The sequence below is a fragment of the Pseudomonas sp. W17 genome, assembly GCF_040268305.1.
Classification (GTDB): Bacteria; Pseudomonadota; Gammaproteobacteria; order Pseudomonadales; family Pseudomonadaceae; genus Aquipseudomonas; species Aquipseudomonas protegens.
The window spans coordinates 2,077,223-2,103,982 of the sequence record NZ_CP158490.1 but is presented as its reverse complement, the minus strand read 5'-3'; the positions used below and the strand labels follow the sequence as shown (position 1 = coordinate 2,103,982).

At 62.8% G+C, this 26,760-nt stretch carries 27 protein-coding genes; 5 read left to right on the top strand and 22 right to left on the bottom strand.

The genetic code is table 11. From position 1 onward, the window contains the following. Nucleotides 1-52: 52 nt before the first annotated feature. The 6 genes from ABCR88_RS09795 to ABCR88_RS09770 all read right to left on the bottom strand — a co-directional run bounded on the left by ABCR88_RS09795 (nucleotide 53) and on the right by ABCR88_RS09770 (nucleotide 5,459). Nucleotides 53-1,492 carry a PLP-dependent aminotransferase family protein gene (locus ABCR88_RS09795; RefSeq protein ID WP_011060145.1) on the bottom strand — a complete coding sequence of 480 codons (1,440 nt, stop codon included), beginning with the start codon at nucleotides 1,490-1,492 and terminating at the stop codon, nucleotides 53-55. A 205-nt stretch (nucleotides 1,493-1,697) separates the two neighbouring features. Beyond that, nucleotides 1,698-2,510: an OmpA family protein gene (locus ABCR88_RS09790; protein WP_011060144.1), complete on the bottom strand. Its 813-nt coding sequence runs from the start codon at nucleotides 2,508-2,510 to the stop codon at nucleotides 1,698-1,700. Further along, the gene (locus tag ABCR88_RS09785) at nucleotides 2,507-2,863 is read right to left on the bottom strand and encodes a DUF4398 domain-containing protein (protein WP_041116821.1); all 357 of its coding nucleotides are present in this window, start codon (nucleotides 2,861-2,863) and stop codon (nucleotides 2,507-2,509) included. Before ABCR88_RS09785 ends, ABCR88_RS09790 begins: the two co-directional genes overlap by 4 nt. 9 nt (nucleotides 2,864-2,872) lie before the next feature. Then, nucleotides 2,873-3,697: a transporter substrate-binding domain-containing protein gene (locus ABCR88_RS09780; protein WP_325985709.1), complete on the bottom strand. Its 825-nt coding sequence runs from the start codon at nucleotides 3,695-3,697 to the stop codon at nucleotides 2,873-2,875. A gap of 80 nt (nucleotides 3,698-3,777) precedes the next feature. Beyond that, nucleotides 3,778-4,707: an FAD-binding protein gene (locus tag ABCR88_RS09775; protein ID WP_011060141.1), complete on the bottom strand. Its 930-nt coding sequence runs from the start codon at nucleotides 4,705-4,707 to the stop codon at nucleotides 3,778-3,780. 2 nt (nucleotides 4,708-4,709) lie between these two features. Further along, complete coding sequence (locus tag ABCR88_RS09770) at nucleotides 4,710-5,459, bottom strand: electron transfer flavoprotein subunit beta/FixA family protein (protein ID WP_015634720.1); 750 nt, start codon at nucleotides 5,457-5,459, stop codon at nucleotides 4,710-4,712. A gap of 548 nt (nucleotides 5,460-6,007) precedes the next feature. Between ABCR88_RS09770 and ABCR88_RS09765 the strand changes: the two genes are divergently transcribed. Then, nucleotides 6,008-7,672: an electron transfer flavoprotein-ubiquinone oxidoreductase gene (locus ABCR88_RS09765; RefSeq protein ID WP_011060139.1), complete on the top strand. Its 1,665-nt coding sequence runs from the start codon at nucleotides 6,008-6,010 to the stop codon at nucleotides 7,670-7,672. A 169-nt stretch (nucleotides 7,673-7,841) separates the two neighbouring features. On the opposite strand, the gene ABCR88_RS09760 is transcribed toward ABCR88_RS09765, so the two are convergent. After that, nucleotides 7,842-8,732 (bottom strand): AraC family transcriptional regulator, encoded by an 891-nt coding sequence (locus ABCR88_RS09760; protein ID WP_041116819.1) that lies wholly within the window; start codon nucleotides 8,730-8,732, stop codon nucleotides 7,842-7,844. 180 nt (nucleotides 8,733-8,912) lie between these two features. On the opposite strand from ABCR88_RS09760, the gene ABCR88_RS09755 reads away from it, so the two are divergent. Continuing rightward, nucleotides 8,913-9,965, top strand: coding sequence for an NAD(P)-dependent alcohol dehydrogenase (locus ABCR88_RS09755; protein WP_011060137.1), 1,053 nt, complete (start codon nucleotides 8,913-8,915; stop codon nucleotides 9,963-9,965). A gap of 92 nt (nucleotides 9,966-10,057) precedes the next feature. Here the strand turns inward: ABCR88_RS09755 and ABCR88_RS09750 are convergent, their stop codons facing one another. Further along, nucleotides 10,058-10,537 carry a GNAT family N-acetyltransferase gene (locus tag ABCR88_RS09750; RefSeq protein WP_041116817.1) on the bottom strand — a complete coding sequence of 160 codons (480 nt, stop codon included), beginning with the start codon at nucleotides 10,535-10,537 and terminating at the stop codon, nucleotides 10,058-10,060. 212 nt (nucleotides 10,538-10,749) lie between these two features. Here ABCR88_RS09750 and ABCR88_RS09745 point away from each other — a divergent pair, with 212 nt between their 5' ends. From ABCR88_RS09745 to ABCR88_RS09735, 3 genes are all read left to right on the top strand, one after another. Next, nucleotides 10,750-11,967, top strand: coding sequence for an MFS transporter (locus ABCR88_RS09745; RefSeq protein ID WP_041116815.1), 1,218 nt, complete (start codon nucleotides 10,750-10,752; stop codon nucleotides 11,965-11,967). Between the two features lie 84 nt (nucleotides 11,968-12,051). After that, nucleotides 12,052-12,378: a hypothetical protein gene (locus tag ABCR88_RS09740; RefSeq protein ID WP_011060134.1), complete on the top strand. Its 327-nt coding sequence runs from the start codon at nucleotides 12,052-12,054 to the stop codon at nucleotides 12,376-12,378. 53 nt (nucleotides 12,379-12,431) lie between these two features. After that, nucleotides 12,432-12,812: a Rho termination factor N-terminal domain-containing protein gene (locus ABCR88_RS09735; RefSeq protein WP_041116813.1), complete on the top strand. Its 381-nt coding sequence runs from the start codon at nucleotides 12,432-12,434 to the stop codon at nucleotides 12,810-12,812. Nucleotides 12,813-12,838: 26 nt separating this feature from the next. On the opposite strand, the gene ABCR88_RS09730 is transcribed toward ABCR88_RS09735, so the two are convergent. The 14 genes from ABCR88_RS09730 to fabF all read right to left on the bottom strand — a co-directional run bounded on the left by ABCR88_RS09730 (nucleotide 12,839) and on the right by fabF (nucleotide 26,753). Further along, nucleotides 12,839-13,759: a PfkB family carbohydrate kinase gene (locus ABCR88_RS09730; RefSeq protein ID WP_350023778.1), complete on the bottom strand. Its 921-nt coding sequence runs from the start codon at nucleotides 13,757-13,759 to the stop codon at nucleotides 12,839-12,841. Continuing rightward, nucleotides 13,752-15,218, bottom strand: a complete 1,467-nt coding sequence (locus tag ABCR88_RS09725; RefSeq protein WP_236186847.1) for a cytosine permease — start codon at nucleotides 15,216-15,218, stop codon at nucleotides 13,752-13,754. The genes ABCR88_RS09730 and ABCR88_RS09725 overlap by 8 nt, the downstream gene beginning before the upstream one ends. A gap of 141 nt (nucleotides 15,219-15,359) precedes the next feature. Continuing rightward, the gene (locus ABCR88_RS09720; RefSeq protein ID WP_350404465.1) at nucleotides 15,360-16,358 is read right to left on the bottom strand and encodes an ADP-ribosylglycohydrolase family protein; all 999 of its coding nucleotides are present in this window, start codon (nucleotides 16,356-16,358) and stop codon (nucleotides 15,360-15,362) included. After that, nucleotides 16,355-17,068: a GntR family transcriptional regulator gene (locus ABCR88_RS09715; protein WP_041116805.1), complete on the bottom strand. Its 714-nt coding sequence runs from the start codon at nucleotides 17,066-17,068 to the stop codon at nucleotides 16,355-16,357. Before ABCR88_RS09715 ends, ABCR88_RS09720 begins: the two co-directional genes overlap by 4 nt. A 70-nt stretch (nucleotides 17,069-17,138) precedes the next feature. After that, nucleotides 17,139-17,702 carry a DUF1285 domain-containing protein gene (locus ABCR88_RS09710; RefSeq protein ID WP_041116803.1) on the bottom strand — a complete coding sequence of 188 codons (564 nt, stop codon included), beginning with the start codon at nucleotides 17,700-17,702 and terminating at the stop codon, nucleotides 17,139-17,141. A gap of 22 nt (nucleotides 17,703-17,724) precedes the next feature. Further along, entirely contained in the window at nucleotides 17,725-18,327 is a 603-nt protein-coding gene (locus ABCR88_RS09705) for a DUF4823 domain-containing protein (RefSeq protein WP_011060127.1), read from the bottom strand. A gap of 100 nt (nucleotides 18,328-18,427) precedes the next feature. Beyond that, nucleotides 18,428-19,396, bottom strand: a complete 969-nt coding sequence (locus tag ABCR88_RS09700) for a radical SAM protein (protein ID WP_041116801.1) — start codon at nucleotides 19,394-19,396, stop codon at nucleotides 18,428-18,430. Nucleotides 19,397-19,535: 139 nt separating this feature from the next. Next, complete coding sequence (locus ABCR88_RS09695) at nucleotides 19,536-20,174, bottom strand: TetR/AcrR family transcriptional regulator (RefSeq protein WP_011060125.1); 639 nt, start codon at nucleotides 20,172-20,174, stop codon at nucleotides 19,536-19,538. Nucleotides 20,175-20,986: 812 nt separating this feature from the next. Further along, nucleotides 20,987-21,772 (bottom strand): TatD family hydrolase, encoded by a 786-nt coding sequence (locus ABCR88_RS09690; RefSeq protein WP_041116799.1) that lies wholly within the window; start codon nucleotides 21,770-21,772, stop codon nucleotides 20,987-20,989. Between the two features lie 87 nt (nucleotides 21,773-21,859). Beyond that, nucleotides 21,860-22,846: a DNA polymerase III subunit delta' gene (locus ABCR88_RS09685; RefSeq protein WP_011060123.1), complete on the bottom strand. Its 987-nt coding sequence runs from the start codon at nucleotides 22,844-22,846 to the stop codon at nucleotides 21,860-21,862. Next, complete coding sequence (gene tmk / locus ABCR88_RS09680; protein ID WP_210457363.1) at nucleotides 22,839-23,471, bottom strand: dTMP kinase; 633 nt, start codon at nucleotides 23,469-23,471, stop codon at nucleotides 22,839-22,841. The genes ABCR88_RS09685 and tmk overlap by 8 nt, the downstream gene beginning before the upstream one ends. 19 nt (nucleotides 23,472-23,490) lie before the next feature. Continuing rightward, nucleotides 23,491-24,690, bottom strand: coding sequence for an endolytic transglycosylase MltG (mltG, locus tag ABCR88_RS09675; protein WP_041116795.1), 1,200 nt, complete (start codon nucleotides 24,688-24,690; stop codon nucleotides 23,491-23,493). Nucleotides 24,691-24,693: 3 nt separating this feature from the next. Further along, nucleotides 24,694-25,509 carry an aminodeoxychorismate lyase gene (gene pabC / locus ABCR88_RS09670; protein ID WP_350404464.1) on the bottom strand — a complete coding sequence of 272 codons (816 nt, stop codon included), beginning with the start codon at nucleotides 25,507-25,509 and terminating at the stop codon, nucleotides 24,694-24,696. Next, nucleotides 25,509-26,753, bottom strand: a complete 1,245-nt coding sequence (gene fabF, locus ABCR88_RS09665) for a beta-ketoacyl-ACP synthase II (protein WP_011060119.1) — start codon at nucleotides 26,751-26,753, stop codon at nucleotides 25,509-25,511. Before fabF ends, pabC begins: the two co-directional genes overlap by 1 nt. Nucleotides 26,754-26,760 lie beyond the last annotated feature (7 nt).

Sequence of the window (26,760 nt, the reverse complement as noted above, 5' to 3'; positions counted from 1 at the left end):
TCCTCTATGCTCGCTTGTTGCAGGCCCCATGACAAGCACAGGGCCACACTGATTAAAATCCGCCCGCCGCCTCCTGGCACAACTGGCTGGCAAGCATTCCCAAAGTCATCAGGGCCCGCTCGGCCTCGCGATTCCAGGGCGTACCGCAGTTGAGCCGCACACAGTGGTTGAACTGCTCGGTGTTGCTGAAGATCAGCCCCGGGGCGATGCTGATGCCCTGCTGCAAGGCTCGCACATGAAGCTCCTGGGTGTTGACCCGCCCCGGCAGGCTGACCCAGAGAATGAAGCCCCCGTTGGGCCGGGTGATCTGCGTGCCCTCAGGGAAGTACTGCTGCACCGCCAGCTGAAAGGCGCTGAGATTCTTCCGGTATTCCTGGCGGATGTACCGTAAATGCCGGTCATAACCGCCGTTTTCCAGGTAGGCCGCCACCCCCATCTGGGTGACGCTGCACGCAGAATGGGTGCTGAAGGTCTGCAGGCGCTGGATCTCCTGCTGGTACTTGCCGGCAATCATCCAGCCGATGCGCACGCCGGGAGACAGGGTCTTGGAGAAGCTCGAACAGTAGATCACCCGATCCAGGCGGTCATAGGCCTTGAGGGCCTTGGTACGCCCCACCTCGAACATCAACTCGCCATAGATATCGTCCTCGACCACCTGGATATCGAAATCCGATGCCAGGCGCAGCAACTGCTTCTGCCGCTCCTCGGGCATGGTGCCACCCAGGGGATTGCTCAGGCGTGTGGTCAGCACCAGGGCCTTGATCGACCATTGGTTGGCCGCCAGTTGCAGGGCTTCCAGGCTCATGCCGGTGGACGGATCACTGGGAATCTCGATGACCTTGAGCCCCAGCAAGTCCGCCAGTTGCAGCAGGCCGTAGTAGGTCGGCGACTCCGCAGCAATCAGGTCCCCGGGCCGGGTCAGCACCCGCAATGACATCTGCAGGGCATCGACGCAGCCGTGGGTGATCACCACTTCCGACGGGTCGACCACCACCCCGGCATCGCGCATGCGAATGGCCACCTGACGCCTCAGTGGCTCGAAGCCCGGGCTGAACATGTAACTGAATGCCCGGGGGCTGTGGAACCGGGTGACCTTGGCCAACTGCTGGTGCAGCGCCCGCACTGGCAGATAGTCAACACTGGGCACTGCGGCCCCCAACGGAAACACACCTTCGCGACGGGACTCCACCAGCACCTGCTGAATGATGCTGCTGCGGGTCACCAGCCCCGGGCGCTCGACCCGGGCGATATCCGGCGTGGGCGCGGTCAGCGCCGGCGTCTGATGCACGTAGTAGCCCGACTGCGGGCGCGCGCGAATCAGCCCCTGGTCTTCGAGGTTGGCGTAGGCCTGGAGTACCGTGGCGTGGCTGACATTGAGCTGCGAGCTCATCTTGCGTACCGACGGTACGCGCTCCCCCGGCTGGTAGACACCACGGCGAATATCCTCAGCCAGTTGCTGAGCGATACGTTGATAGAGCAAGAGATTGGTCATGGCGCAGCACTCGATTTCACGGCGTTTTATTCTTGTGTGAAACAATACCGGCACAGTTTAGAAGTGTACTGGGACAGTTTCTACAATAGTCGAGGACACAGGGCAGTGAAAAGCATAACTGTAGGGTTTTTGTGAACCTCTTGGCAGGCATAAAAAAACCCGACGCGGGCAAGGCGTCGGGTTTTTCCGTGGCACTGGCGCAGCTTCAGCGAGAAGCGCCCAACTGGCCTTTTTCGTCGGAGAACACGATTTCCACCCGACGGTTCTGCGCCCTTCCCCGCTCGGATGCATTGGCCTCCACCGGGTAGTCGTCGCCATAGCCTTCGACCTGGATGCGTTTTTCATCGATGCCCAGGTCCACCAGCACATCCGCCACGGCTTGGGCGCGGTCCTTGGACAGCTGCAGATTGCTCTGGCGCTCGCCGGTGTTGTCGGTGTAACCCTCGATGCGCACCACGCGCTTGGGGTTCAACTGGAGGAACTGCACCACCTTGAGCACAGTGCGGTTCGCCGAGTTCTTCAGCTCCGCTTCGCCGGTATCGAACAGCACATCCCCCAGAGTCATCACCAGACCGCGATCGGTCTGGGTGGTGGCCAGGCTGATGATCTGTTCTTCCAGCCATTTGCCCTGCTGCTGCACGCTGAGCAACTTGGCTTCGCGCAGGGCCAGTTGCAGGCGCTGGCGCTCCAGCTCGAGCTTGGCCGCACGCTCGTTATTGAGTGCCTGTTCGGTATGCTCACGGGCGATTTCGCTGTAGCGCCGACTCAGGTAAGCGTAATGCTCCACATCGCCACCGCTGCCCCAATAGGTAGAGAGGCGATCGGCACGTGCCAGGGACTCCCCGGCACGGATCACGTCCTTGGGCGCGATACGCAGCACGTTGGAGTCTTCCTTGACCTTCTGGAAGTCGTTACTGGCCTGCTGCAGGGCTTCTTCGCTGTGCTGGCCAGCGCAGCCATAGAGACCGGCGCATGCCAGGAGCACTGCACTGCCGATGATCCGGGTAGACAGATTCATTGGGCATCTCCCAGTTGCTTGCGCAGGCGAGTGATGCGGGTATTGAGTGCATTCACCTGTTCCTGGCTCTTGCGGGTCAGGACCTTGGCTTCGGCCAGGCGCGCATCCAGCTCGGCTTGTTCGGCGCGCATCCGCGCTTTCTTGTAGGACTCATCCTGCATGTTGCCCTGCGCCCGGGAGAACTTGTCTTCGGCCAGTTTCAACTCGGGCATGTCCTCGGCAGAAGCCCCCACGGCCTTGGCCTGCTCCAGCGTCTGCGCGGTGAGGCGCATCTGCTCGATGGGCGCCGGATCGGTTGCACAACCCGCCATGGCTAGAACAGCCATGGCGGCGAAAAGAGGTCGAATAGTCACACAAGATTCCTACTGTTTTGGGCTGCTGACGGGTTGCTGCAACTGGGCCTTCCAGCGCTCCAGATTGCGCTGCAGCAAGGTCTCCGTCAGACCGGACGCGGGCAATTCTGTCATCTTTTTGGCCAACTGTCCGCGCAACCATGGGTCATTGCAGGCGGAGTTATGGGACAGCGCAAGGAACAGCCCCGGTTTGTCGATGGGCTGGGGAAACGCCGCCAGATCCGCCGTCATGCCCAGGGTCTGGGCCATGGCCATGCCTGCGTAGCGAGGCGCCAGCACATAGTCCACCTCCCCCAGGAGCAAGGTCTGGAAGACCTGGGTCAGATTCGGCAGGCGCTTGAGTTGCAGATGCTCCTTGGCCATGGCGACAAAGGGCTGAGTCAGCCGGGCCTTTTCCGACACGGCGCCGGGATGGCCTGCCAGGTCTCCCGGCTGGGTGTAGCTGAGGGTCGAATCCTTGCGGGTCCAGACCAGATAGTCGTTCTGCACCAGCGCCGGGTGGATGTAGTCCAGCGATTCCAGCTCATTGAGGGTCAGCGGTGCATCGGCGAGCAGGTCCATGCGCCCGGTGCGTACCTCGTCCAGCGCCTCGGAGCGCTTGCCGGCATACAGCACCTCGACCTTCAGTCCCAGTTCCCCGGCTACCAGCTGCAGCAGGTCGGCGCTGGCACCCATCAGGTGCTTGGGGTCCTGAGGGTCACGCCACAGGTAAGGCGGTGCATCGGGGCTGCCAGTGACCACCAGACGCTCGCACTTGCCCGCCGCCATCGACAACGATGGCAACAACGTCAGGCCCAACAGCACTGACCAGCCACTCATGCGGCGCAGATCCATGGCGAAACCCTCCCCCGGCAAAAAACACACATAAAAAACCCGGCCAAAAGGCCGGGCTCTTTATAAGTGAAGACGCCGGATTAGACCAGCTTCTCCAACTCAGGTACGGCTTCGAACAAGTCCGCTACCAGGCCGTAGTCGGCTACCTGGAAGATTGGCGCTTCTTCGTCCTTGTTGATCGCGACGATCACTTTGGAGTCCTTCATGCCCGCCAGGTGCTGGATCGCGCCGGAGATACCGACGGCGATGTACAGCTGTGGCGCAACGATCTTGCCGGTCTGGCCGACCTGCATGTCGTTGGGCACAAAACCTGCGTCCACCGCAGCGCGGGACGCGCCGACAGCAGCGCCCAGCTTGTCGGCCAGGGCATACAGGTGCTTGAAGTTGTCGCCGTTCTGCATGCCGCGGCCGCCGGAAACGACGATCTTGGCTGCGGTCAGTTCAGGGCGATCGGACTTGGCCAGCTCTTCGCCAACAAAGCTCGACTTGCCGGCATCGTGAGCGGCGCCCACGGTTTCGACTGCAGCCGAACCACCTTCAGCGGCAACGGCGTCGAAACCGGTGGCACGTACGGTGATGACTTTTACCGCAGCCGAGGACTGCACGGTAGCGATGGCGTTACCGGCATAGATCGGACGCTTGAAGGTATCAGCGCTTTCTACCGAGATGATTTCGGAGATCTGGTCAACGTCCAGCTGAGCGGCAACCCGCGGCAGGATGTTTTTGCCGTTGGAAGTAGCGGCAGCCAGGATGTGGCTGTAGCCAGCGCCCAGTTCGGCCACCAGCGGCGCAACGTTTTCCGGCAGCTGGTGAGCGTAGGCGGCGTTGTCGGCCACCAGCACTTTGGCCACGCCAGCAATCTTGGCCGCGGCTTCAGCCACGGCGCCAACGCCCTGGCCGGCTACCAGTACATGCACGTCACCACCGATTTTGGCGGCGGCGGCAACGGTGTTCAGGGTGGCCGGAGCCAGCGCCTTGTTATCGTGTTCGGCGATTACCAAGATAGTCATGATCAGATTACCTTCGCTTCGTTTTTCAGTTTCTCGACCAGTTCAGCCACCGACTTGACCTTGATGCCCGCGCTGCGTGCAGCCGGCGCTTCGACTTTCAGGGTCTTGTTGGTGGAGGCGGTGGAAACGCCCAAAGCATCAGGAGTCAGCGTTTCAAGCGGCTTCTTCTTGGCTTTCATGATGTTTGGCAAAGACGCGTAGCGCGGCTCGTTCAAACGCAGGTCGGTGGTGACGATGGCTGGCAGGTTCAGCGCAACGGTCTGCAGGCCGCCGTCGATTTCACGGGTGACGTTGACCTTGTCGCCGGACACTTCGACCTTGGAGGCGAAGGTGCCTTGAGCGTAGCCGCTCAGGGCTGCCAGCATCTGGCCGGTCTGGTTGTTGTCGCTATCGATGGCCTGTTTGCCGAGGATCACCAACTGTGGCTGTTCCTTGTCGACCACGGCCTTGAGCAGCTTGGCCACGGCCAGAGAGTTCAACTCTTCAGCGGACTCGACGAGGATCGCGCGATCGGCACCCAGTGCCAGGGCGGTACGCAGTTGCTCTTGAGCAGTAGCAGGACCGATGGAGACGACGACGATTTCAGTCGCTACACCTTTCTCTTTCAGGCGTACGGCTTCTTCCACTGCGATTTCGCAGAAAGGGTTCATCGACATCTTGACGTTGGCGAGGTCGACGCCGGAGTTGTCCGCTTTGACGCGAACCTTGACGTTATAGTCGACCACTCGTTTGACAGCTACAAGAACCTTCATGGATTCCTCGTTACTCTCCGGTGAAAAGAAAGTCGCCTAGGCGAGAACCTGGCGGTTGATGCTCATCGGCACAAGGGCACCTCCAAAAACGCTGGCGCACAAAAAGGTTGACCTTGCTCACGGGGTGATGACCGTTCGTCAGTGGTGACCGACGAGTCATTCATTATCGCGGCGTGTAGACTGCGCACTTTCAAGCTGCGCGCGCGTCACCTTTACTGCCTTTGCCCTGTCTTTAGAGGTGCTCTTGAAACCAACAGTCAGCCTACGGCGAGCGCAAAACCGACCGTATCTTGACCGGAACGCCTTTTCCGGTCAATACGGCAAAATAGCCGTTTATAAGCCGCGCTTCTTTGATTTATCTGGGCTGCGGCAAATTCAAACAAACGTTTGTATTGGACGCTGAGAGTGGTGTAGATATAATGCGCCGCCCAGAGAGAAAGGTCGGCCGTCCTCCCCTTCTCCCCCCATGCGCGATGGGAGAAAGCGGGGATGCAACGCCAAACCTCCAATTAGAAAAAACCGTTGAGCCTTGAGTAGGAGATAGCCTAGTGGAACGCGAATACATGGAATTCGACGTGGTCATCGTCGGTGCCGGCCCCGCAGGCTTGTCCGCCGCTTGCCGCCTTAAGCAGAAGGCCGCTGAAGCCGGGAAGGAAATCAGCGTCTGCGTGGTTGAAAAAGGCTCCGAAGTCGGTGCTCACATCCTTTCCGGTGCCGTGTTCGAACCACGGGCCCTGAATGAATTGTTCCCGGACTGGAAGGAACTGGGCGCCCCGCTCAACACCCCGGTCACCCGCGACGACATCTATGTCCTGCGCAGCGGCGAAACCTCCACCAAGGTTCCAGACTTCTTTGTGCCCAAGACCATGCACAACGAAGGCAACTACATCATTTCCCTGGGCAATCTGTGCCGCTGGCTGGCCCAGCAGGCCGAGAACCTGGGCGTTGAAATCTACCCGGGCTTTGCCGCCCAGGAAGCCCTGATCGACGAAAACGGCGTAGTCCGCGGGATTCTTACCGGCGACATGGGTGTCGACCGTGAAGGCCAGCCGAAAGAGGGCATGTACACCCCCGGCATGGAACTGCGCGGCAAATACACCCTGTTCGCCGAAGGCTGCCGTGGCCATATCGGCAAGCAACTGATCAAGCAGTTCAACCTGGACAGCGACGCCGACGCCCAGCACTACGGCATCGGCCTCAAGGAAATCTGGGAAATCGACCCGGCCAAGCACCAGCCTGGCCTGGTGGTGCACACCGCCGGCTGGCCGCTGGATATCATGAGCAACGAGAACACTGGCGGCTCCTTCCTCTATCACCTGGAAAACAACCAGGTAGTAGTGGGCCTGATCGTCGACCTGTCCTACGCCAACACTTACCTGTCGCCGTTCGACGAGTTCCAGCGCCTCAAGCATCACCCGGTGCTCAAGCAGTATCTGGAAGGCGGCAAGCGCGTCAGCTACGGCGCCCGCGCCATCTGCAAGGGCGGCCTGAACTCACTGCCGAAGATGGTGTTCAAGGGTGGCGCGCTGATCGGCTGCGACCTTGGCACCCTGAACTTCGCCAAGATCAAGGGCAGCCACACCGCCATGAAGTCCGGCATGCTGGCCGCCGATGCGGTAGCCGACTCGCTGTTCGCCGGTTCCGAAGGCGCCGACGAACTCAAGAGCTACGTCGATTCGTTCAAGGCCAGCTGGCTGTATGAGGAGCTGTTCGCCAGCCGCAACTTCGGCCCGGCCATGCACAAGTTCGGCCCGATCATCGGCGCGGGCTTCAACTGGATGGACCAGAATATCTTCGGCGGCAAACTGCCGTTCACCCTGCACGACACCAAGCCGGACTACGCCTGCCTGAAGCTGGCCAAGGACTGTGTGAAGATCGACTACCCGAAACCCGACGGCAAACTCAGCTTCGACAAGTTGAGCTCGGTGTTCATCTCCGGCACCAACCATGAAGAAGAACAGCCTTGCCACCTGAAGCTGACCGACCCGAGCATCCCGCTGAGCCGCAACCTGCCACTGTACGACGAACCTGCCCAGCGTTACTGCCCGGCCGGCGTATATGAGGTGATCACCCAGGAAGATGGCGAGAAGCGCTTCCAGATCAACGCGCAGAACTGCGTGCACTGCAAGACTTGCGACATCAAGGACCCGGCCCAGAACATTACCTGGGTCACTCCGGAAGGCGCCGGCGGCCCGACTTACCCGAACATGTAAGCCGGTGCGATAAAAGAAGGCCCCCTTTATGGGGGCCTTTTTCATGCCCGGGATTCAGCGACACCGCCACCTGTAGGAGCCGGCTTGCCGGCGAAGAGGCCCCCAAGCCTTGCTCCGGCCCAAGGGCGCATTCGCTGGCAAGCCAGCTCCTACAAGGGGCGCGGTGTTTTCAAGCGGCGCGTTCTTCGCCCGGGTTGCGTTCGAAGTAGCGCTTGTACTCGCGGCTGAACTGCGAAGTGCTCTGGTAGCCCACCCGATGAGCCACCTGGGCCACGCCCAGCCCCTCTCCCAACAGCAACTGCTGGGCCTTGAGCAGGCGCAGGCGCTTGAGGTACTGCACCGGCGACAACAGGGTGCTGCGCTTGAAATGCTCGTGGAAGGTCGAGGTGCTCATGTTGGCGCAGCGGGCCAGGGTCTCGACGTTCAACGGCTCGGTGTAGTGCTCGTGCAGGTGATTGAGCGAAGCCGCAACCCGGGCGAACTGCCCCTGCTGCTCCACCAGCGCCCGCAGCGCATCGGCCTGGGGCCCGCGCAAAGCGGCAAAGAGCAACTCGCGCACCCGTGAAGGGCCCATGACCTTGCACTCCAGAGGATCGTGCAGGCAGCGCAACAGGCGTTCCACGCAACCACGCATGGCGTCGTCGAGCACAGCCGAGGTCATCGACTCCAGGGTCTGCGCCGAAGCCGCCCGGCCTTCGGTGACGCCCATGGCCAGCACCAGCTCGCTCAACACCGCCCGGTCGATGGCGATGGAAACCCCCAGCAGCGGCGCATCGGGCAAGGCGAAGGTTTCGCACTCGAAGGGCACCGACAAGGCCTGGATCAGGTAATGCCCGGCACCGTATTCCAGGGTTCGCGTGCCCAGGTAGGCCAGCTTGCTGCCCTGGGCAATGATCATCAGGCTCGGCTCATAGATCTGCGGGCCCCGCGCCACGTCGCAACTGGCCCGCAGCACCTGGACCCCGGGCAAGGCGGTGGCAACGAAACCGTCACGGTTGGCAAGGGGCTGGATCAGCGAGACCAGGGTGGCGTTGGCGTCCAGATGGCGGGTCAGCAGCATGGGGAAAACTTCACGGAAAAAGGGATGGAAACATCATCGCAGGTCTGTACGCCAATGCCGCGTGAAAACCGCCAATGCCGGAGGAATAGGCATGACATGCCGAGGAATCGCCATGGTTGGCCCAGGGCCCGACGCCGAGAATGCCACGCCTCAATCGTCAATGCTTTTGCGAGGTCCACCATGTACACCGCCATCGGTTATGCCGCCCAATCGGCCACCACTCCCCTCGCCCCCATGAGCTTCCAGCGCCGCAGTCCACGTGCGGACGACGTCGCCATCGAGATCCTCTACTGCGGCGTCTGCCACTCCGACATCCACCAGGCCCGCAACGAATGGGGCATCGCCGTGTACCCGCTGATGCCGGGCCACGAGATCGTCGGCAAGGTCACAGCCGTCGGCGCCAACGTCAGCAAGCACAAGGTCGGAGACCTGGTGGGCGTTGGTTGCATGGTGGATTCCTGCCGCCACTGCGAGGCCTGCGCCGCCGACCTGGAGCAATACTGCCTGCAAGGCCCGACCATGACCTACGCCACCCCGGACCGGGTCGATGGCAGCAACACCATGGGCGGCTACTCCGACAGCATCGTGGTCAGCGAGCACTTTGTGGTGCGCATTCCGGAGAAACTCGACTTGGCCAGCGCCGCGCCAATCCTCTGCGCCGGTATCACCACCTACTCGCCACTCAAGCATTACGGGGTCAAGCCCGGTGACAAGGTAGGGATTCTCGGCATGGGCGGCCTGGGCCACATGGGCATCAAGTTCGCCAAGGCCCTGGGCGCCGAAGTGACCCTGTTCACCCGCTCCGCGAGCAAGGCCGAAGAAGCCCGCCGCCAGGGTGCCGACCATGTGATCGTATCCACCGACGCGGCGCAGATGCAGTCGGTGGCCGGGCACTTCGACTTTCTCCTGGACACCATCCCGGTGCCCCACGACCTCAACCCCTACCTCGACACACTGCGCTTCGATGGCGTGCATATCCTGGTGGGCCTGATCGAACCGGTGGACCCGGCGCTGCACGCCGGCAAGCTGGTGATGAGCCGCCGGGTGCTGGCCGGTTCGCTGATCGGCGGCATTGCCGAGACCCAGGAAGTACTGGACTTCTGCGCCGAGCACGGCATCACCTGCGATATCGAAATGCTCGACATCCGCCAGATCAATCAAGCCTACGAGCGCATGATCAAGGGTGATGTGAAGTACCGCTTCGTGATCGACATGGCAACCTTGAAAGGCTGATTCTCGACACCGTCAAAGCATGGTTTGTCGCCGGGGGCGCCGATGGCGTGCGCCTTCGCCGGCACTCCGGCTCCTCCACGAGCAAGCTAGCGTCAGCCGCGAGCAAAGGCGCGCAGCACTTCACCATCCATGCGGTACTTGACCCATTCCTCCTGAGGCTGGGCGCCCAGGGACTTGTAGAACTGGATCGCCGGCTCGTTCCACTCCAGCACGCTCCATTCGAAGCGCCCGCAATCATTGTCACAGGCGATCTGCGCCAGATGCCGCAGCAGTTGCTTGCCCGCCCCGCCGCCCCGTTGTTCCGGAGTGATGTAAAGGTCCTCCAGGTACAGGCAATTGCTGCCCAGCCAAGTGGAATAACTGAAGAAGAACACCGCAAAGCCGATCGGCACGCCTTCGCGCAGGCAGATCAGGCCATGGGCCGTGGCCCCCTCGCTGAACAGGCTGCGTTCGATATCGGCGACACTGGCGATCACTTCATGGCGGGCCCGCTCGTAATCGGCAAGTTCGGTGATGAACGCAAGAATCTGCGGGGCATCGCTGGGCAGTGCAGGACGGATTTCTAAGGTCATCGACGGCTCTCTTGTTGGAATCAGGCGGCCATATTAGAACGGCAGCAGAAATACATGCACGACCATTTATGCCAAGCCCCCCCGGCCCAGCTCCTTGCGCACGGCACTTACTCCGCTGCCGACTAACCCTGAGGCCTGCAGGAACACAACAAACACCGGGAGGCGCCATGTTAGAAAGCCCGGCATAACTTCAAGCATAAAGAGGCACTTTCATGTCGGCGTGCACCCCGCAGCAGTCCCGGGTCTCGGCCCCGTTATTCGGCCTGTTCTGCCTGGGCAGCTACCTGCTGTCGCTGTCCTACGGTTCGACCTTTCTCCTGGCGCTGCTGATCGGCAGCCGTGGCGGCAATGAACACGATGCCGGCACGGTGATTTCCACAGCCATGCTCAGCACCTTTGTTGCGGTGATCGGCTCCGGGCACCTCTTGGACCGCCTCGGCGCCGCGCGCTCGGTGGCAGTGTTCGGCTGCCTGCTGGCGGTGGCCAGCCTGGGCTTTGCCCTGACCCCGGGGGTCGGCCCCGGCCTGCTGTTCTTCGGCCTGACCCTGGGCCTGGGCTGGGGGGTGTTCTATACCCTGGGGCCGATCATCGTGGCGATGCTGGTAGAGCCCGCGCAACGGGCCCGCTACTTCGCATTGCTGTCGGGCAGCATGATGACCGGCATCGGCTCCGGCCCCTTACTGGGGCGCCTGGCCAGTGCCCTGGGCTACCCACTGACCAGCGCCTTTCTGATCGCCGCCGGTGCCAGCCTGCTGGGTGTGCTGATCTTCTGGCGGCTGGGCGGCCGGCTGCGCCAGCAGGCCAACCACCTGGGCACCGCGGCGGCTAGCATCACCTGGGCTGGCACCGCGCAGGTGCTGTCCTCCCGCGCCGTCTGGCCGATTCTCATGGTGGGCCTGGGAGGTTGCGTATTCGGCGGCCTGTCGAGCTTCCAGACCAGCTACGGCTCCTCCCGCGGCGTCGACTACTCGCTGTTCTTCCTCGGCTTCATGAGCGCCGCCATCGCCAGCCGCCTGCTGATCGCAGGTATCGTGGTCAAGCGCGATCCCTATCGTGCTGCCTGCCTGCTCTCGGGGCTGATGCTGGTGTCGATCCTGCTCTTTTTATTTGCTGTCGACAGCAGCGCCAGCTACCTGCTGGCTGCCGTGACCCTGGGGGTGGGCTATGGCCTGACCTACTCGGTGATCAACGGCCTGGTGGCCAACGAAGCGCCAGCCGGCTGCACCTCCCTGGCGTTGCTGCTGTTCAGCCTGTCGTACTTCATCGGGGTCTTCGGTTTTCCCTGGCTGGCCGGGCGGATCATCGTCGAAGCCGGCATCCAGGCGCTGCTGTTCACGGTGCTCGGCGTGGCGTTGCTGAACTGGCTGATCAGCCTTGGCCGCCTGGGCTGGCGGCGCCTGGGCCACTGGCGTATGGCAGCCGGTGCATAACACCGTTCGTCGATCATCAGGCACCAACCGGCCCCGGCAGCGGACCAATATCAGGTAACGACTCTAACGAATGGAGGCGACACCATGATCAAGGTCCAACTCTGCGCCCTGGCCCTGGCCGGGCTGCTGTCCACTGCTGCCCTGGCCGGCGCCACCGGCCCGACCAACCCGGTTGAAGGCCCGAAATCCCCGGCCACCCAGGGCACGCCGAAGATCAACATCAACCCACCGGCCATGGACGAAGGCTCATTGCCACCGGCGACCGGGACCGACCCGCGCATTCAGGGCAACGACAACGGCCGCCAGGGCGGTGTCGGCACCATGGACTCCAGCACACCCGACAGTGGCAAGACCGGTACCGGCTCGAAAACCACCACCGGCGGCTCAGGTTCTGAAGGCAGCAGCCAGTAACCGCCGGTTCAATCCAGCAGGCCCTGTGCGCCAGGGCCTTGAGGAGAGATGTCATGACTCGAGGAAGCAAAGCCAAATACACCCTGGCCCAGCGCCGCAAGGCCGCGGCCATCGAAGCCAGCTACGAAGAACGCGGGCTCTCGCCGGAGCAGGCCGAAGCACGGGCCTGGGCCACGGTGAACAAGCAGTCCGGCGGCGGTGAAAGGGCGGGTGGCTCCGGTCGGGACAAAAGCCCGGCAGACAAGGCCCGGGCCCGCAGCGAGTCGGCCCGGCGCGCTGTGGCCACGCGCCACGGGCATGCCCGCAACAGCGCGGCGTCCCTGGGCACCCAGAGCAAGGACAGTCTGATGCGCGAAGCTCGGGCGAAGAAGATTCCGGGACGCTCGCGCATGCGCAAGCAGGAGCTGATCGAAGCCTTGAGCAAGGCCGCCTGACCGGCGGCCAGCTGCTCGCCCCTGACTCAGCCGCGCGCCAGCAAGGCATCCACTTCGGCACTGCCCGGAGCGGTGGCCGGGCCACGCCGGGTGACGGCAATCGCCGCCGCGGCGTTGGCCCGACGAGCCGCCATCAGCGGCTCAAGGCCCGCTGCGAGCCCGGCGACCAAGACCCCGGCGTGGGCATCGCCGGCACCGTTGCTGTCCACCGCCTCCACCTTGAACCCCGGCACCTGCACCGCCTGCCCCTGGCGGCTGACCCAACAGCCGCGGGGGCCATCACGCAGCACCAGCAACGCCGCAGGTGACAACCAGCTTTCGAGCTGCGCTAGCGCCTGGGCAATCTCTGAAGTACTGGTCAATTGCAATGCTTCGGCGCGGTTGCTGCTCCAGATATCGATCCGCGGCAACAGCGCCGCCATCAAGGGTGAATCTGCCGAACCGGCCAACGGCCCCGGGTCGAACATCAATGGGATCGAACGAGGCAGCGCCAGCAACCAGTCCAGCAGGGCCCGTGCCTTGCACTCCTGCAACAGGCTGTAGCCGCTGACATAGAGGTAATCCCCTGCCTCCACCCGGACCCGGGCCAGATCCTCGGCCGACAATTCGCCCTCGGCGCCGATATGGGAAATGAAGGTGCGTTCAGCAGAGGCTTCGGTCAGGGCCACGCACAGACCGGTATCAGCCCCCCCGCCGGGCTCCAGGCTCATCTGTATGCCTTCGTCCTGCATCGCCGCCCGCGCCAGGTCGCCAAAGCGCCCCTGCCCATGGCGCCCGAGGTAGACCACCGGCAACCCGTTGCGCGCCGCGGCGGCCATCACGTTGAAGCCGCCACCGGCCTCGAAGCCCGCGGATTGCGCGAGCACATCGCCTCCGGAGGCCGGCAGGCGCTCTACCGCCATCACCAGGTCGACTATCACCTGGCCAGTGTGCAGCAACCTAGGCATTGACGTTCTCGACAAAGGCCGCGCGCCTGTCCCGGGCACCGCCCAGTAGAGCGTAACCGCCGCCGGCCACCAGGAAGGTGACGATCCAGCCCAGGCCGTTATGCCCCAGCCAGGAATCGGCCAGGGGCCCGGTGAACCAGACGTCCTCGGCAGTGGTGCCGATGGTGGTGAAACAGAAGCCCAGCACAATCGCCAGCACCCAGGCGCCAAAGGCTCGCCATTCGATGCCGCCCCGGTACCAGTAGGCGCTGCTCGGGCCGACATTGAGCAGATCATCGGCGCTGTAGTGATGACGATGGATCAGGTCCACCACGAAGATCCCCACCCAGGCGGTGATCGGCACCGCCAGCAGGGAGATGAAGCTGATGAAAGGGCCATAGAAGCTGTCGGCAATCAGCATGAAATAGATCGAGCCGAGGAAGATCGCCACGATATCCACCAGCACCGCATAGACCCGCTTGACCTTGAGGCCCAGGGTCAGCGCGGTGAGGCCGGCGGAATACACAGAGAGGTTGTTGGACAGCAGCAGGCCGCCAAAGGCCGCGACCAGGTAGGGCACCGCCATCCAGGTCGGCAGCATGTCGCGGATCGCGATGATCGGGTCCACTGCCGAGGCCAGGTGATCGTTGCCCACCGACAGCAACCCGCCCAGGGTAATCAGCAACACCAGCGGAATGCCGGCGCCAAACGCCGCCGAAGCCACCAGGCGCCCGGCCGTTACCGAACGGTGCTGATAACGCGACATATCGGCCCCGGAACTGGCCCAGCCAATCCCGGTCCCGGCGGCCATGGTGCCGACGCCGATGATCATCGCGCTCATGGGGGCCGGCGCGGCATTGAAGACCGCCGCCCAGTCGATGGTGGCGCAGAGGAAACCGCCCACCAGCACGTTCAGGGCACCAAAGCCGTAGGTGGCCCACTTCTGGATGACCAGCAAGGTGGCGTGGCCCAGGCCGGAGACGCTCAGGGTCATCAGCACGAAGATGCCGATGAACAGCAGGGTCAGCAGCGGCGCATCCTTAGCCGAGGCCGGGGTCTGGAACAGGATCGAGCTCAGGGACAGCAGGACAAAGGCCGCCGTAGTGGTATTGACCGTCTCCCAGCCAACCCGTGACAGCATCGACACCAGGGTCGGGCCGATATTGCCCCGCACCCCGAAGATTGCCCGGGACAGGGTCAGGCTCGGCGCCCGCCCGCGCCGACCCGCTACCGAGATCAGGCCGACCACGGCGAAAGACCCCACCGACCCCAGGATGGCCACCAGCAGCACCTGCCAGATCGACAAACCGCGAAACGCCACCAGAGTCGCCCCCAGGGGCAGGCCGAGAATACTGATGTTGGCCGCGAACCAGACCCAGAACAGCTGCAGCGGGTGCCCGTCGCACTCTGCCTCGGGAACCGGCTCGATACCGCGGGTTTCCAGTTGCCCGGCGCCTGATCCGGCCGTGGATGAACTCATGATAAAACTCCTGTTGCCGTTGTTAGGGGTATTGGGCAATTTCGGAAGTCACAGAACATCCCGGCATTCCTGGCCGTGTCATAGCTTTCCATAGCGATCGGCAATATGACCGCACACCACGGCCTGTACCTTAAAGGCGGCTCAACGCAGCGCCAGCAGCTGTTCCACCAGAGGCTGCAGGTCCAGCTCATTGACCTTTCGCACCTGCTCGATCAGTTCGCCAGGCCAGATCTCCATCCCCAGGCAAGCGCCGAGCATGGCACCGAGAATCGCCGCGATAGTGTCGGTGTCGCCCCCAAGGCCCGCGGCCATGCACAGTGCCTCGAAGGCCGGCAATTGCCCCAGGGCCACTTGTCGGGCCAGGGCGAAACTCACCACCACCGACTCCTGGGAAGCCACCGAGGTGCCGATCAGCTCGTAGAGCATCCGCGCAAAACCTTCCCGGTCGCCGTCGACACGCAGGGTGCTGGTCCAGTCCAAGCGAGCACCGATGGTGGCACCCGCTACCCAGTGCCCCTGGGCCTGGGCCTGGCGGGCGACCTGCACACCAAGTGCCAAGGCTTCGGCCAGAGGCAGGCCGTTGATTCCGGCGGACACCACCGCCGCCACCGCCGCCGCGCTGGCAATTCCCAGGCTGGTGTTGTGCGTCACCTGGCAGGCCTCGACCACTGCCTGCAGAAACGTCTCGGGCCGAGCCACATCGGCGGCGATGCCCACCGGCGTGATGCGCATGGCAGCGCCATTGGTGGTGCCATAGCGGCCCGCCTCCTCCACGGACTCCCCGGCGAGGATCATTTCAATGGCGCGTTTGGTGGAAGGCCCCAGCAGATCCTGGGAACCCTTGGCCTGCATCTGCGCCTCCCACTCGATCAGGCTCTGGGCCAGGGCCGCCGGAGCAATCCGGCCTTGCCCCCGGACCAACAGGCGAGCCACCAGGATCGCCTGCTCAGTATCGTCGGTAACGGAGCCCCGGGGCATGTTCGCGGCAATCGGCTGGTCCGGGCCGGCGTCCTCCAGGGTGCGGATGACGCCGAAGCGCTGCTGGATCTGTTCCCGGCTCAAGGATTGGGTCGGCATGCCCAGCGCATCGCCCAGGGCTAGCCCGTAGAAGGCGCCCAGGGCGCGCTGCAATGCATTCACCGCGGCTCTCCGAACTGCAGGTGCATGCGAAAATGCTGCGGGTCCAGCAGGCTTTCGACCTGCTCCATAAAGCGCCCCTGGCGGTCGTAGGTGGTACGCAGGGCCTTGAGGAAGACTTCGCCCGGAGCACGTCCGAGCAATTGGGCATCTTCAGCATTCAAGGGCTCGGCGCCGATCCACTGATCGCCGCGCTCACCGATATAGCCGTAGGCGGCCAGGGTAATGGTCAGGGAATCATCGATCAGGCCGACCCGAGGCAGGCCTTCCAGCTCGCCGGAAGCCGGGATCAGAGAGCGCTCCAGGGACAGCACCCGGCCATCGGTGCTGCGGCGCCGGCGATCGAGGGCGATGAACTGGTCGGTGCCCAGGCGATGCTTGAGGTCCGGGCGCTGGATCGCTTCCAGGCGCAGCACCTCGGTGTTGACCAGCGCACCGCTGTCGGCCAGGGCCTGGGCCCAGCCATGATGCTGATCCAGGGCAACACCGTCGAAGGTGACGATGGAGCCTACGCCGCTTTGCGTGGCGATGTAGTTGCGTCGCTTGAGCTCGGCCAGGGCCTCGCGCAAGGTGCCGCGGCTGACACCGAATTCTTCGGCCAACTGATGCTCGCCCGGCAGCTGAAAGCCGTCCTCCAACAGACCGCTTTCAATACGCCGGATCAACTCGTCGACCACCCTTGTTTTCTTATCGAATCGGACACGTTTGATCATGTCCGGCTTGATACATGAAAGGCCCGAGCCAGAGCAAGAAATATCTTCTTACAGCCGTCTGAAACGCCCGTCAGGGTTCAAGACCAATGGGAAAGAACACCCCGCAACTCCACACCCCCAGCCAATTCTGGCCGTCGATCTGGCGGGTCTGCGCCAGCTCCACCAGTTGGTAGAAGACGTTGCGATGGATCAGCGCTTCAAGATTGTGTCGAACCAGGATGTAAGGCGCCGGTTCCTGGGTCAGGGTGTCGATCACCACCCGCAGCGGGTGCTCGTCATTGGCGAGCACCTGCTCCTCGACGTTGGTAGAAAAGCGCAGCACCTGAGCCTCGCCCTGCCCTTCGACCTCCAGGGTCACGGCGACGAAGGGTGCATCGTCGACCTTGATGCCGACCTTCTCCACCGGAGTGATGAGGAAATAGTCATCGCCATCGCGGCGAATGATGGTGGAGAACAGCTTGACCATGGGTTTGCGGCCGATCGGCGTACCCAGGTAATACCAGGTACCGTCGCGGGCGATGCGCATGTCGATATCGCCGCAGAAGTCGGGGTTCCACAGGTGGACCGGCGGCAGGCCTTTTTCAGCCTTGGGAATCTGCGCCAACAGGTCGTTGGCCTTGCCTGGACCACTCATACCGCTCTCCTCCCTCAATCAATCAGTCGCTCAGGCCCAGCAGGCCGCGCGCGTATTGCTGCAACGGCGGACCAAGCAGATCCTGTGGCTTGTTGTCGTGGAACGTCAGTAAACCGCCACGGCTGCGAATCCGCGCGGAATCGATCAGGTACTGGGTACTGGTTTCGATCAACATGATCTGGATGGTACTGGTATCCACCCCCAGGCGGTCCACGGCTTCCTGATCCAGCCACTCGTCAGAGTTACCGATACGGTCATCGGCCTTGGCGAAACGGGCGTAGAGCAGATAGTGCGCCCCCGCTTCCCGGGCTTCGGCCATGGCTTCATTCAGGCCCTCGGGCGCCTTGGCCCGACGCACCATGGGGAAATACTCGACAAAGCCGTTGAAGGCTTCCTCGGCTACCACGTTGGGCCGCGGATAAGCGCCACCCGGCGGTACGAAATGCCCCTGGGCAATAAAAATGAACGAATCCGGCTGAATGCGGAACGAGCTGGTGCGACGTGTATCACTGTGATCGAGCACCCCCGCATCGCTCAGGTGATAGCGCACCCCTTCGCCCATATCACTGACATTCATGCAGCCGCCGAGTGCCAAAAAGGCCAGCAGCAAAACCAGGCTACGCATCCTACCCTCCAAAATCCGGTGACGGAAAACCGGCGAATGGCCACGGGATGCAGCTTCCGCGCCAGCTCCGCCAAGGAAGGGAATTCGTCGGCAAAGCGCCTCAACCGCCAATGATCTTCATCACCGTGGCTCCACCGGAAAAGGCCAGTTCCTGCTTGTCCCCCAAGGCCTTGACCAGCAGCCGCTGCAAGGCCGGCAGAGCCTGATGGCGCGGCTTGTCCAGCAAGTCGCCGACATAGTGACGATTGCTCGAAGAAAGGCAGCCGTGTAGCCAGCCCGTGGAGGACAGCCGCAAACGCGAGCAGGTGCGGCAGAACGGCACGCTTTCGTTGGCGATCACGCCGAAATGACCGTGCCCGGGAATGGCGTAGCGCACCGCGGTGGCATCCACCGGCGCATCGGCCTGAAGGTATTCGTAGCGCTGGCCGATCAGGTCCAGCAACTGTTGCAGGCTGACAAACTGCTGCAGGAAAGCGTTGCCATCATTGGCCAGGTGGCCCATGCGCATCAGCTCGATGAAACGCAACTCGTAACCCCGTTCCAGGCAGTAATCCAGCAACGGCATCACCTGATCCAGGTTCTGCCCGCGCAACGGCACCATGTTGACCTTGATCTTCAAACCGGCACTGCGGGCTTGCTGCATGCCATCGAGCACCGAGGCCAGGTCGCCGCCACGGGCAATGCTGCGAAAAGCCGTCGCATCCAGGGTATCGAGGGAAACGTTGATCCGCCGGATACCGGCCTCCACCAGCAACGGCAGCTTGCGCGCAAGCAATTGGCCATTGGTGGTCAGGCTGATGTCCTCCAGCCCCATGCGCCCCACCGCGCCCATGAAGGCTTCCAGCTTGGGACTGACCAGGGGTTCGCCACCGGTGATGCGCAAGCGCTCGATGCCCGCCGCCTCAATTAGGTACGCCACGCCGCGAGCCATTGCCTCGGCCGACAACTCGTCCTGGGCAGCCACCAGCCGCTTGCCGTTGGGCACGCAGTAGGTACAGGCGTAGTTGCAGGCAGACGTCAGACTGATCCGCAAGTTGCGAAAGCGCCTGCCTTGACGATCAACGATCATGGATGACTCCGGCGTAGGAAGGGAGAACCGGGCAAAACCTGACCAAAAAATCAGGTTTTGGCAAGTCCCATGCCTGAGTATATTCCTCGGGCACTGCGCCATACAGTTTGTCGATGGCGCAATACAGCGGCTGAATGCCTTAGCTGTTCGAGGTGTCGGGGTCGCGCTTGCGCTTGTTGCCCATGCGCACACCGATATCCATCAGGAACTGGAAGAAGCCTTCCTGATCTTCCAGCACATTGCTCCAGAACGGCGAGTGGTACAGCGCAACCGCACCATGCACCAGCGCCCACGAGGCACAGTAGTGGAAGTACGGCGGCACGTCTTCAAGCTTGCCTTCACTGATGCGACCCTTGATCAGCAGGGTCAGGCGCTCGAAGTTGGACGCGCGGATCTTGTGCAGTTCCTCGACCATCTCCGGCACCTGGTTGCCCTTGACCACCTTCTCTTCCAGGCGGTCGAACAACCGATAGCGCTGCGGGTCCCGCATGCGGAATTCGAAGTAGGCCCGGGACAGGGCTTCCTTGTCCTTGTCGACGTCGGCCGAGTGCAGCAGCTCGTTCAGGTCGCGCTCGTAGTCGAGCATCAGGCGCAGGTAGATCTCCGCCTTGGACTTGAAATGCTTATAGATGGTCCCTTTGCCGATACCCACGGCATCCGCAATCATCTCGACGGTGACACTGTCTTCACCTTGTTCGAGGAACAGCTTGAGCGCGGTATCGAGAATTTCTTGCTCGCGGCGACGAAACTCACGGACCTTACGAGGTTCTTTCTGCATAAGAAAAGGTCTGTTCGGGGTCAAAATCGAAGCCGCGTATTATGCCTAACTTGCGCCAAAATGCACGGATCATCCATCGTTGCTGGTGTTTCTGGCGCAAAAGCCGCCCCGTCAGAACCTTCCAGACAGGCGCCAAAAGCCAGGGAAATCCCGTGAATACGGGGCGGGGCCAGGGTTCAAATAGCAAACTTCCACAGCCGCCAAGCTCCGGATCAGACCGCGAAGTCTGGTTTTTCCCGCACCCAGCACCCTGGATTGCCCCACGCCCTGCGTGCGACGCAAAGACCTCGATAAGTCGCAATTCCATCATTGCCCGGCTGATTCGTCGCTCAGCGGGGGGCCAATGCAACTGCCGTCCCACAGCATCAGAGAAGCCCTAGAAGAGCGGAAGAATAATCCGAAAGTATCGATGGTGTTGATAACTGCCAGCCGGGCAGGTACAGCAAACTGCAACAGATTATGTAGGCAACTTTCAGGAAAATTCGGCTATTTTTAGTCTTATCGGCTAAAAATCAGGTGATATTCAGCGATCGCGTCGAAAACTGCGATACAGGCAACCCAAATGAGAACTCAAGCGAAGCGCGAGTATTCCAAATTTGTTTAAAAAACGAGCAGGGGCAACTGGACTGAATGCAATAGTGATCAATACTTCAACTGTCGGCGGGACATCTCCCCCAAGTGAAACGCCGATCAAGGTACCGAAGGACCGCGTGCCTTAGTTTTACTCCTAATGGTCTTAACCCGGATTCACCCCCCAGAACCCGGGTTTTTTTTGCCCGCAATTCAGCGCCAGTGCACCGTGCGACCCAGGCTCAGCCCTTGACCCGCGCCAAGGGGAACAGGCGTTTGAAGTTGGCCGTGGTCTGCTGGGCAAAGGCTTCATAGCTTTCGCCCCGCAGCATCGCCAGGAACTCCGCCACCTCGCGCACGTACTGCGGCAGGTTGGGCTTGCCACGATAGGGGATCGGCGCCAGGTAAGGCGAATCAGTCTCCACCAGCAGGCGGTCGGCCGGCACCTGTCGGGCCACGTCCCGCAGGGCATCGGCATTGCGGAAGGTGACAATCCCCGAGAGGGAAATATAGAAACCCAGGTCCAGGGCCGCCTTGGCCATTTCCCAGTCTTCGGTGAAGCAATGCAGCACACCGGCATTGGGCAATGCCGCCTCGCGCAGCAGTGCCAGGGTGTCGGCGCGGGCGCCGCGGGTGTGCACCACCACCGGCTTGCCGGTCTGCTGGGCGGCCTGCAGGTGCAGGCGGAAGGATTCCTGCTGCAGCTCGGCGGCTTCCGGCTCGTAGTGATAGTCCAGGCCAGTCTCGCCAATGGCCACTACCCGGGGGTGATTCAGTTCATCCAGCAGCCAGTCCAGGGCCGGCGCTGCGCCGGGCTGCACATCCAGCGGATGCACGCCCACCGAGCAGTCGACATCGTCATAACGATCGGCCAGGGCCTTGACGTCCGCCGCGTTGTCGGCGCTGACACCGATGCACAAGAAGTGCCCTACCCCCCGCTGGCGGGCAGCAGCCAGCGCGGTATCCAGGGAGCCGTCATGAGCGGCGAGGTCGAGGCGGTCAAGGTGGCAATGGGAATCTACGAGCATAGGAGGCTACAACTACATCCGATCAATGAAAGGCCCGGGTTATGGCGCCCGGGCGGAAACAACGCTGAGTCTAGGCGGCGCTGCGGGTCAATTCTGGGTAGGCAGGGCCGCCCACTGCACCAGCAAGGCTTCCAGCAACAGCACGCGGTTGAGGTTGGCCTTGCTCAGGACCTTCTGGCGCTGGGCCAGGATCCAGTCCTGGATGTTCAGCACCTTGGCCTGGGCGGACTTCTGCGCCAGGTATTGCAGCACCTTGCGCATGTCTTGCAGGCCCAGTCCCTGCTCATCCTGGGTCAGTTGATAGCGCAGGACCAGGTTCGACCAGTCGCAGAACCAGTCGAACAGCAGCAACAGGGGAATGGCACTCCAGGATTCGGCCAGTTGCGTGGGCGACTGTTGCTGTTTCAGCAGCTTCTTCACCCCTTCCACCACCTGCGCCCGCTGCTCGCGAACACCCTGGGCCTGCAGGCTGACCGCTGCCAGCGGCGAACCGGCAGCCAGGGTCAAGAGCTCCACCCGCTCCTCCTCGGAGCAATCAGGCAGGGCCTGGGCCAGCCACTCAAGGCTCATGGCCTCGCTGGGCAGCGGGCAGGCCTGCTGCACGCAACGGCTCTTGATCGTGGGCAACAACCGGCTGGGCTGGTGGCTTACCAGCAACAGCACAGTGTTGCCGGAAGGCTCCTCGAGACTCTTGAGCAGGGCGTTGGCGGCGTTGATATTCATCGACTCCACCGGCTCGATCAGCACAACCTTGCGCCCCCCCAACTGGGCGGTCTGGACCACGAAGCTCACCAGTTCGCGGACCTGGTCGACCTTGATCGCCTTGTCCGCTTCCTCCGGCTCCAGCACGTAGTTGTCCGGGTGGCTGCCGGCCAGCAGCAACAGGCAGGACTTGCATTGACCACAGGCGTCCAGGCCTTCCGGGCGCTGGCACAGCAAGCGCGCCATCAGCCGCTCGGCCAGGGCCCGCTTGCCGATACCCGCCGGGCCATGCAACAGGTAGGCATGGGCATGCTGAGTACGCCCCGCCAATTGCTGCCAGAGGCTGTCCTGCCAGGGGAAGACTTCAGCCACGGGCGCGCTCCAGCAACTGCGGCAACAAGCTGTCCAGGGACTGCTGGACCTGGGCCAGGGGCTGCGCCGCATCCACCAGCACATAACGCTGCGGCGCCGCTGCGGCGCGGGCCAGGAAGGCTTCGCGAACCTTCTGGAAGAAGGCCTGGCCTTCCTGCTCGAAGCGATCCAGCCGGCCACGAGCACTGGCTCGCGCCAGGCCGACATCCACCGGCAGGTCGAAGACCAGGGTCAGGTCGGGGCGCAACTCGCCCTGGACGAAATCCTCCAGCGCAGCAATGCGCGCAAGGCTCAGGCCGCGGCCCGCGCCCTGGTAGGCGTAAGTGGAGTCGGTGAAGCGGTCGCACAGCACCACCGCACCGCGCTCCAGGGCCGGACGAATCACCGTTGCCAGGTGCTGGGCACGCGCGGCGAACACCAGCAACAGCTCGGTATCGGCATTCATGACCTCTTCCAACGGGGTCAGCAGCACATCGCGAATCCGCTCGGCCAGCGGCGTGCCACCGGGTTCACGGGTCAACAGCACCTCGATCCCCGCAGCGCGCAGGCGCTCGGCGAGGTACTCGCGATTGGTGCTTTTGCCCGCGCCTTCCGGGCCTTCCAGGGTAATAAACAAGCCAGTCACGGGCAGTCCTTAATCAATGTCATTGCGGGCTTTTCGCCGCGGGCTCGGGCACAGGCTCGGCAGGAGCCGGAGTCGCAGCCGGCTCGGGCGCAGCTTGCGGGGCGCTTGCCGGAGCCGTCTCCGGGCCAGGGGCTGCAGGCGTCTGCGGCGCCGGACCTACCGCTTCGGGGACCGCTGGCGTGGCGGCTGGAGCCGGGCTGGAACGGTAGTCGGCGCGACGCTTGAGCTGAAACTCGCGCACCGCGCTGTTGTGGGCATCCAGGTCATCGGAGAACACATGGCTACCGTCGCCCCGCGCGACAAAATACAGGCTCTTGCCGGGCACCGGGTTGAGGGCGGCGTGGATCGCCTCGCGTCCGACCATGGCGATCGGCGTCGGCGGCAGGCCGGCAATCACGTAGGTGTTATAGGGTGTGGCTTCCTTGAGATGAGCCCGGGTCAACTTGCCGGTGTAACGCTCACCGAGGCCGTAGATCACCGTAGGATCGGTCTGCAGCAGCATGCCAATCTGCATGCGACGCACGAACACGCCTGCGATCTGCCCACGCTCCTGGGGTACGCCGGTTTCCTTCTCCACCAGCGAGGCCATGATCAGCGCCTGATAAGGATCGCTGTAAGGCGCATCGTTGGCACGCTTGCTCCACTCCTTGGCCAGCACATCGTCCAGGCGGTCGTAGGCTTTTTCCAGGAGTTCGGCGTCGGTCATGCCCCGAACGAAACGATAGGTGTCAGGGAAGAAACGCCCTTCAGGGAAAACCCCGGGATGCCCGAGCTTTTCCATCACCTGACTGTCGCTAAGCCCCGTCAGGGTCTGCTGCAATTTTTCGCTCTTGGCCAGGGCGCTGCGTACCTGGCGGAAATTCCAGCCTTCCACCAGGGTCAGGCTGTACTGCACCACCTCACCGCGCTGCCAGAGGCCGATCAGGCCTTCGGCGGTCATGCCTGGGGTCATGCGGTACTCGCCGCTGTGCAGAGGCTGGCCCGCCATATTGAAGCGCCAGTACAGGCGCAGCCAGAAGGCATCATCGAGCACACCCTCGGCTTGCAGACGATTGAAGGTGCCGGTGGGCGTCGAGCCGGCGGGAACATCGAGCAACTGTTCCTGGCTCAGGTTCAGCGGTTGTTCCAGGGCCGAGTGCAGTTTCCAGGCACTCGCACCCAACAGCAGTCCTGCCAGGACCAGTCCGGTTTCCAGCAGGAGCAGTAATTTACGTCTCACGAATCAAGCATCCAGTAGTGCGCGGGTAATGCCCTGCAGTTTACGGGTGAGCGCACCCGCCGACCAGCTCATCCCGGCACAGCCAAGCACTGGCCAGACGCCATAGACACTGTTGCAGACAAAGACTTCATCAGCCTGTTGCAGTTGATCGAGACTGATATCCCCGACTTGCGCGGGGATGCCCAATGACTCGGCCTGAAACAATATTTCAGCGCGCATCACCCCGGCCACGCCGCAGCGACTCAGGTCAGCCGTCAGCAGCCGCCCCTGGCTGACCAGGAACAGGTTGCTGAACACGCCTTCGATAACTCGCCCAGAGGTATCTCGCATCAAGCCTTCGGCATGCTCGGTATCACGCCACTCGGCACGAGCCAGAACCTGCTCCAGACGATTGAGGTGCTTGAGGCCGGCCAGCAGCGGCTGCTCGGCCAGGCGCGTGGTACAGGGAAACAGACGAATGCCTTGCTCGGCATGGGCCGGGGGATACACCGGCAATGCGGAGCCCTGGAGAATCCGCCGTGCAGCGGTTGTAGGATCGGCGGCATAGCCGCGCTGGCTGTCGCCCCGGGTCAGGATCAGCTTGAGCACACCCTCCCCCAAAGCCGCCGCATAAGCCTGCAGCTCACTGCGGATCAGGGCTTGATCCGCCGTCAGCGCCAGGCGCCGGCATCCTTCGGCCAAACGCTGCAGATGCCGCTCCAGCAACTGCGGGCGCCCGGATTTGACGGCAATGGTCTCGAACAGACCATCACCGTAAGCCAGGCCGCGGTCCTTGAGCGACAGTGCGTCAGCCGGCTGACCGTCGACCCAGCTGTGCATCACTCGGAGAACCGGCGGAACACCAAGGAGCCGTTGGTGCCACCAAAACCGAAGGAGTTGGACAGCACTACGTCGATATCCATGCTGCGCGCGGTGTGCGGCACGAAATCGAGATCGCAGCCTTCATCCGGCTCATCCAGGTTGATGGTGGGCGGCGCGGCCTGGCTGTTGATTGCCAGCACACTGAAGATCGCCTCGATCGCCCCCGCGGCACCCAGCAGGTGACCCGTCATGGACTTGGTGGAACTGACCGCCAGCTTGTAGGCGTGATCGCCGAACACGCTCTTGATCGCTTCGGCCTCGGCCAGGTCGCCGGCCGGGGTCGAAGTGCCATGGGCGTTGATGTACTGCACCTGGTCCACGTTGAGCTTGGCGTCGCGCAGGGCATTGGCGATGCAGCGCGCAGCACCGGCACCATCGGCGGGAGGCGACGTCATGTGATAGGCGTCACCGCTCATGCCGAAGCCGATCAGCTCCGCATAGATGGTGGCCCCACGAGCCTTGGCGTGCTCCAGCTCTTCCAGAACCAGGGCGCCGGCGCCGTCGGACAGGACGAAGCCATCACGCCCCTTGTCCCAGGGACGGCTGGCGCGGGTCGGCTCGTCGTTGCGGGTCGACAGTGCACGGGACGCGCCGAAGCCGCCCATGCCCAGGCCACAGGCAGCCATTTCAGCACCGCCGGCGATCATCACGTCGGCTTCGCCGTAGGCGATGTTGCGCGCAGCCATGCCGATGCAGTGGGTACCGGTGGTGCACGCAGTGGAAATGGCGTAGTTCGGCCCCTGGGCACCCAAGTGGATGGACAGGAAACCGGAAATCATGTTGATGATCGAGCCAGGCACGAAGAACGGAGAAATCCGTCGTGGGCCGGAATCGTGCAGGATGCGGCTGGTTTCCTCGATATTGGTCAAACCGCCAATACCCGAGCCCATGGCCACGCCGATGCGTTCACGGTTGGCATCGGTGACTTCCAGACCGGCGTTGCGTACCGCCTGGAAACCGGCTGCCAGGCCGTATTGAATGAACAGGTCGAGTTTGCGGGCCTCTTTGACCGACAGGTATTCCTCGACATTGAAGCCCTTTACCGAGCCGCCAAAACGGGTGGAATAGGCAGAAAGGTCGGTGTGTTCGATCAGACCGATGCCACTTTGGCCAGCCAGAATGCCCTGCCAGCTGCTTGGCACATCCGTACCCAGTGGCGACAACATACCCATACCGGTGACTACGACGCGTCTACGCGACACAGCACTC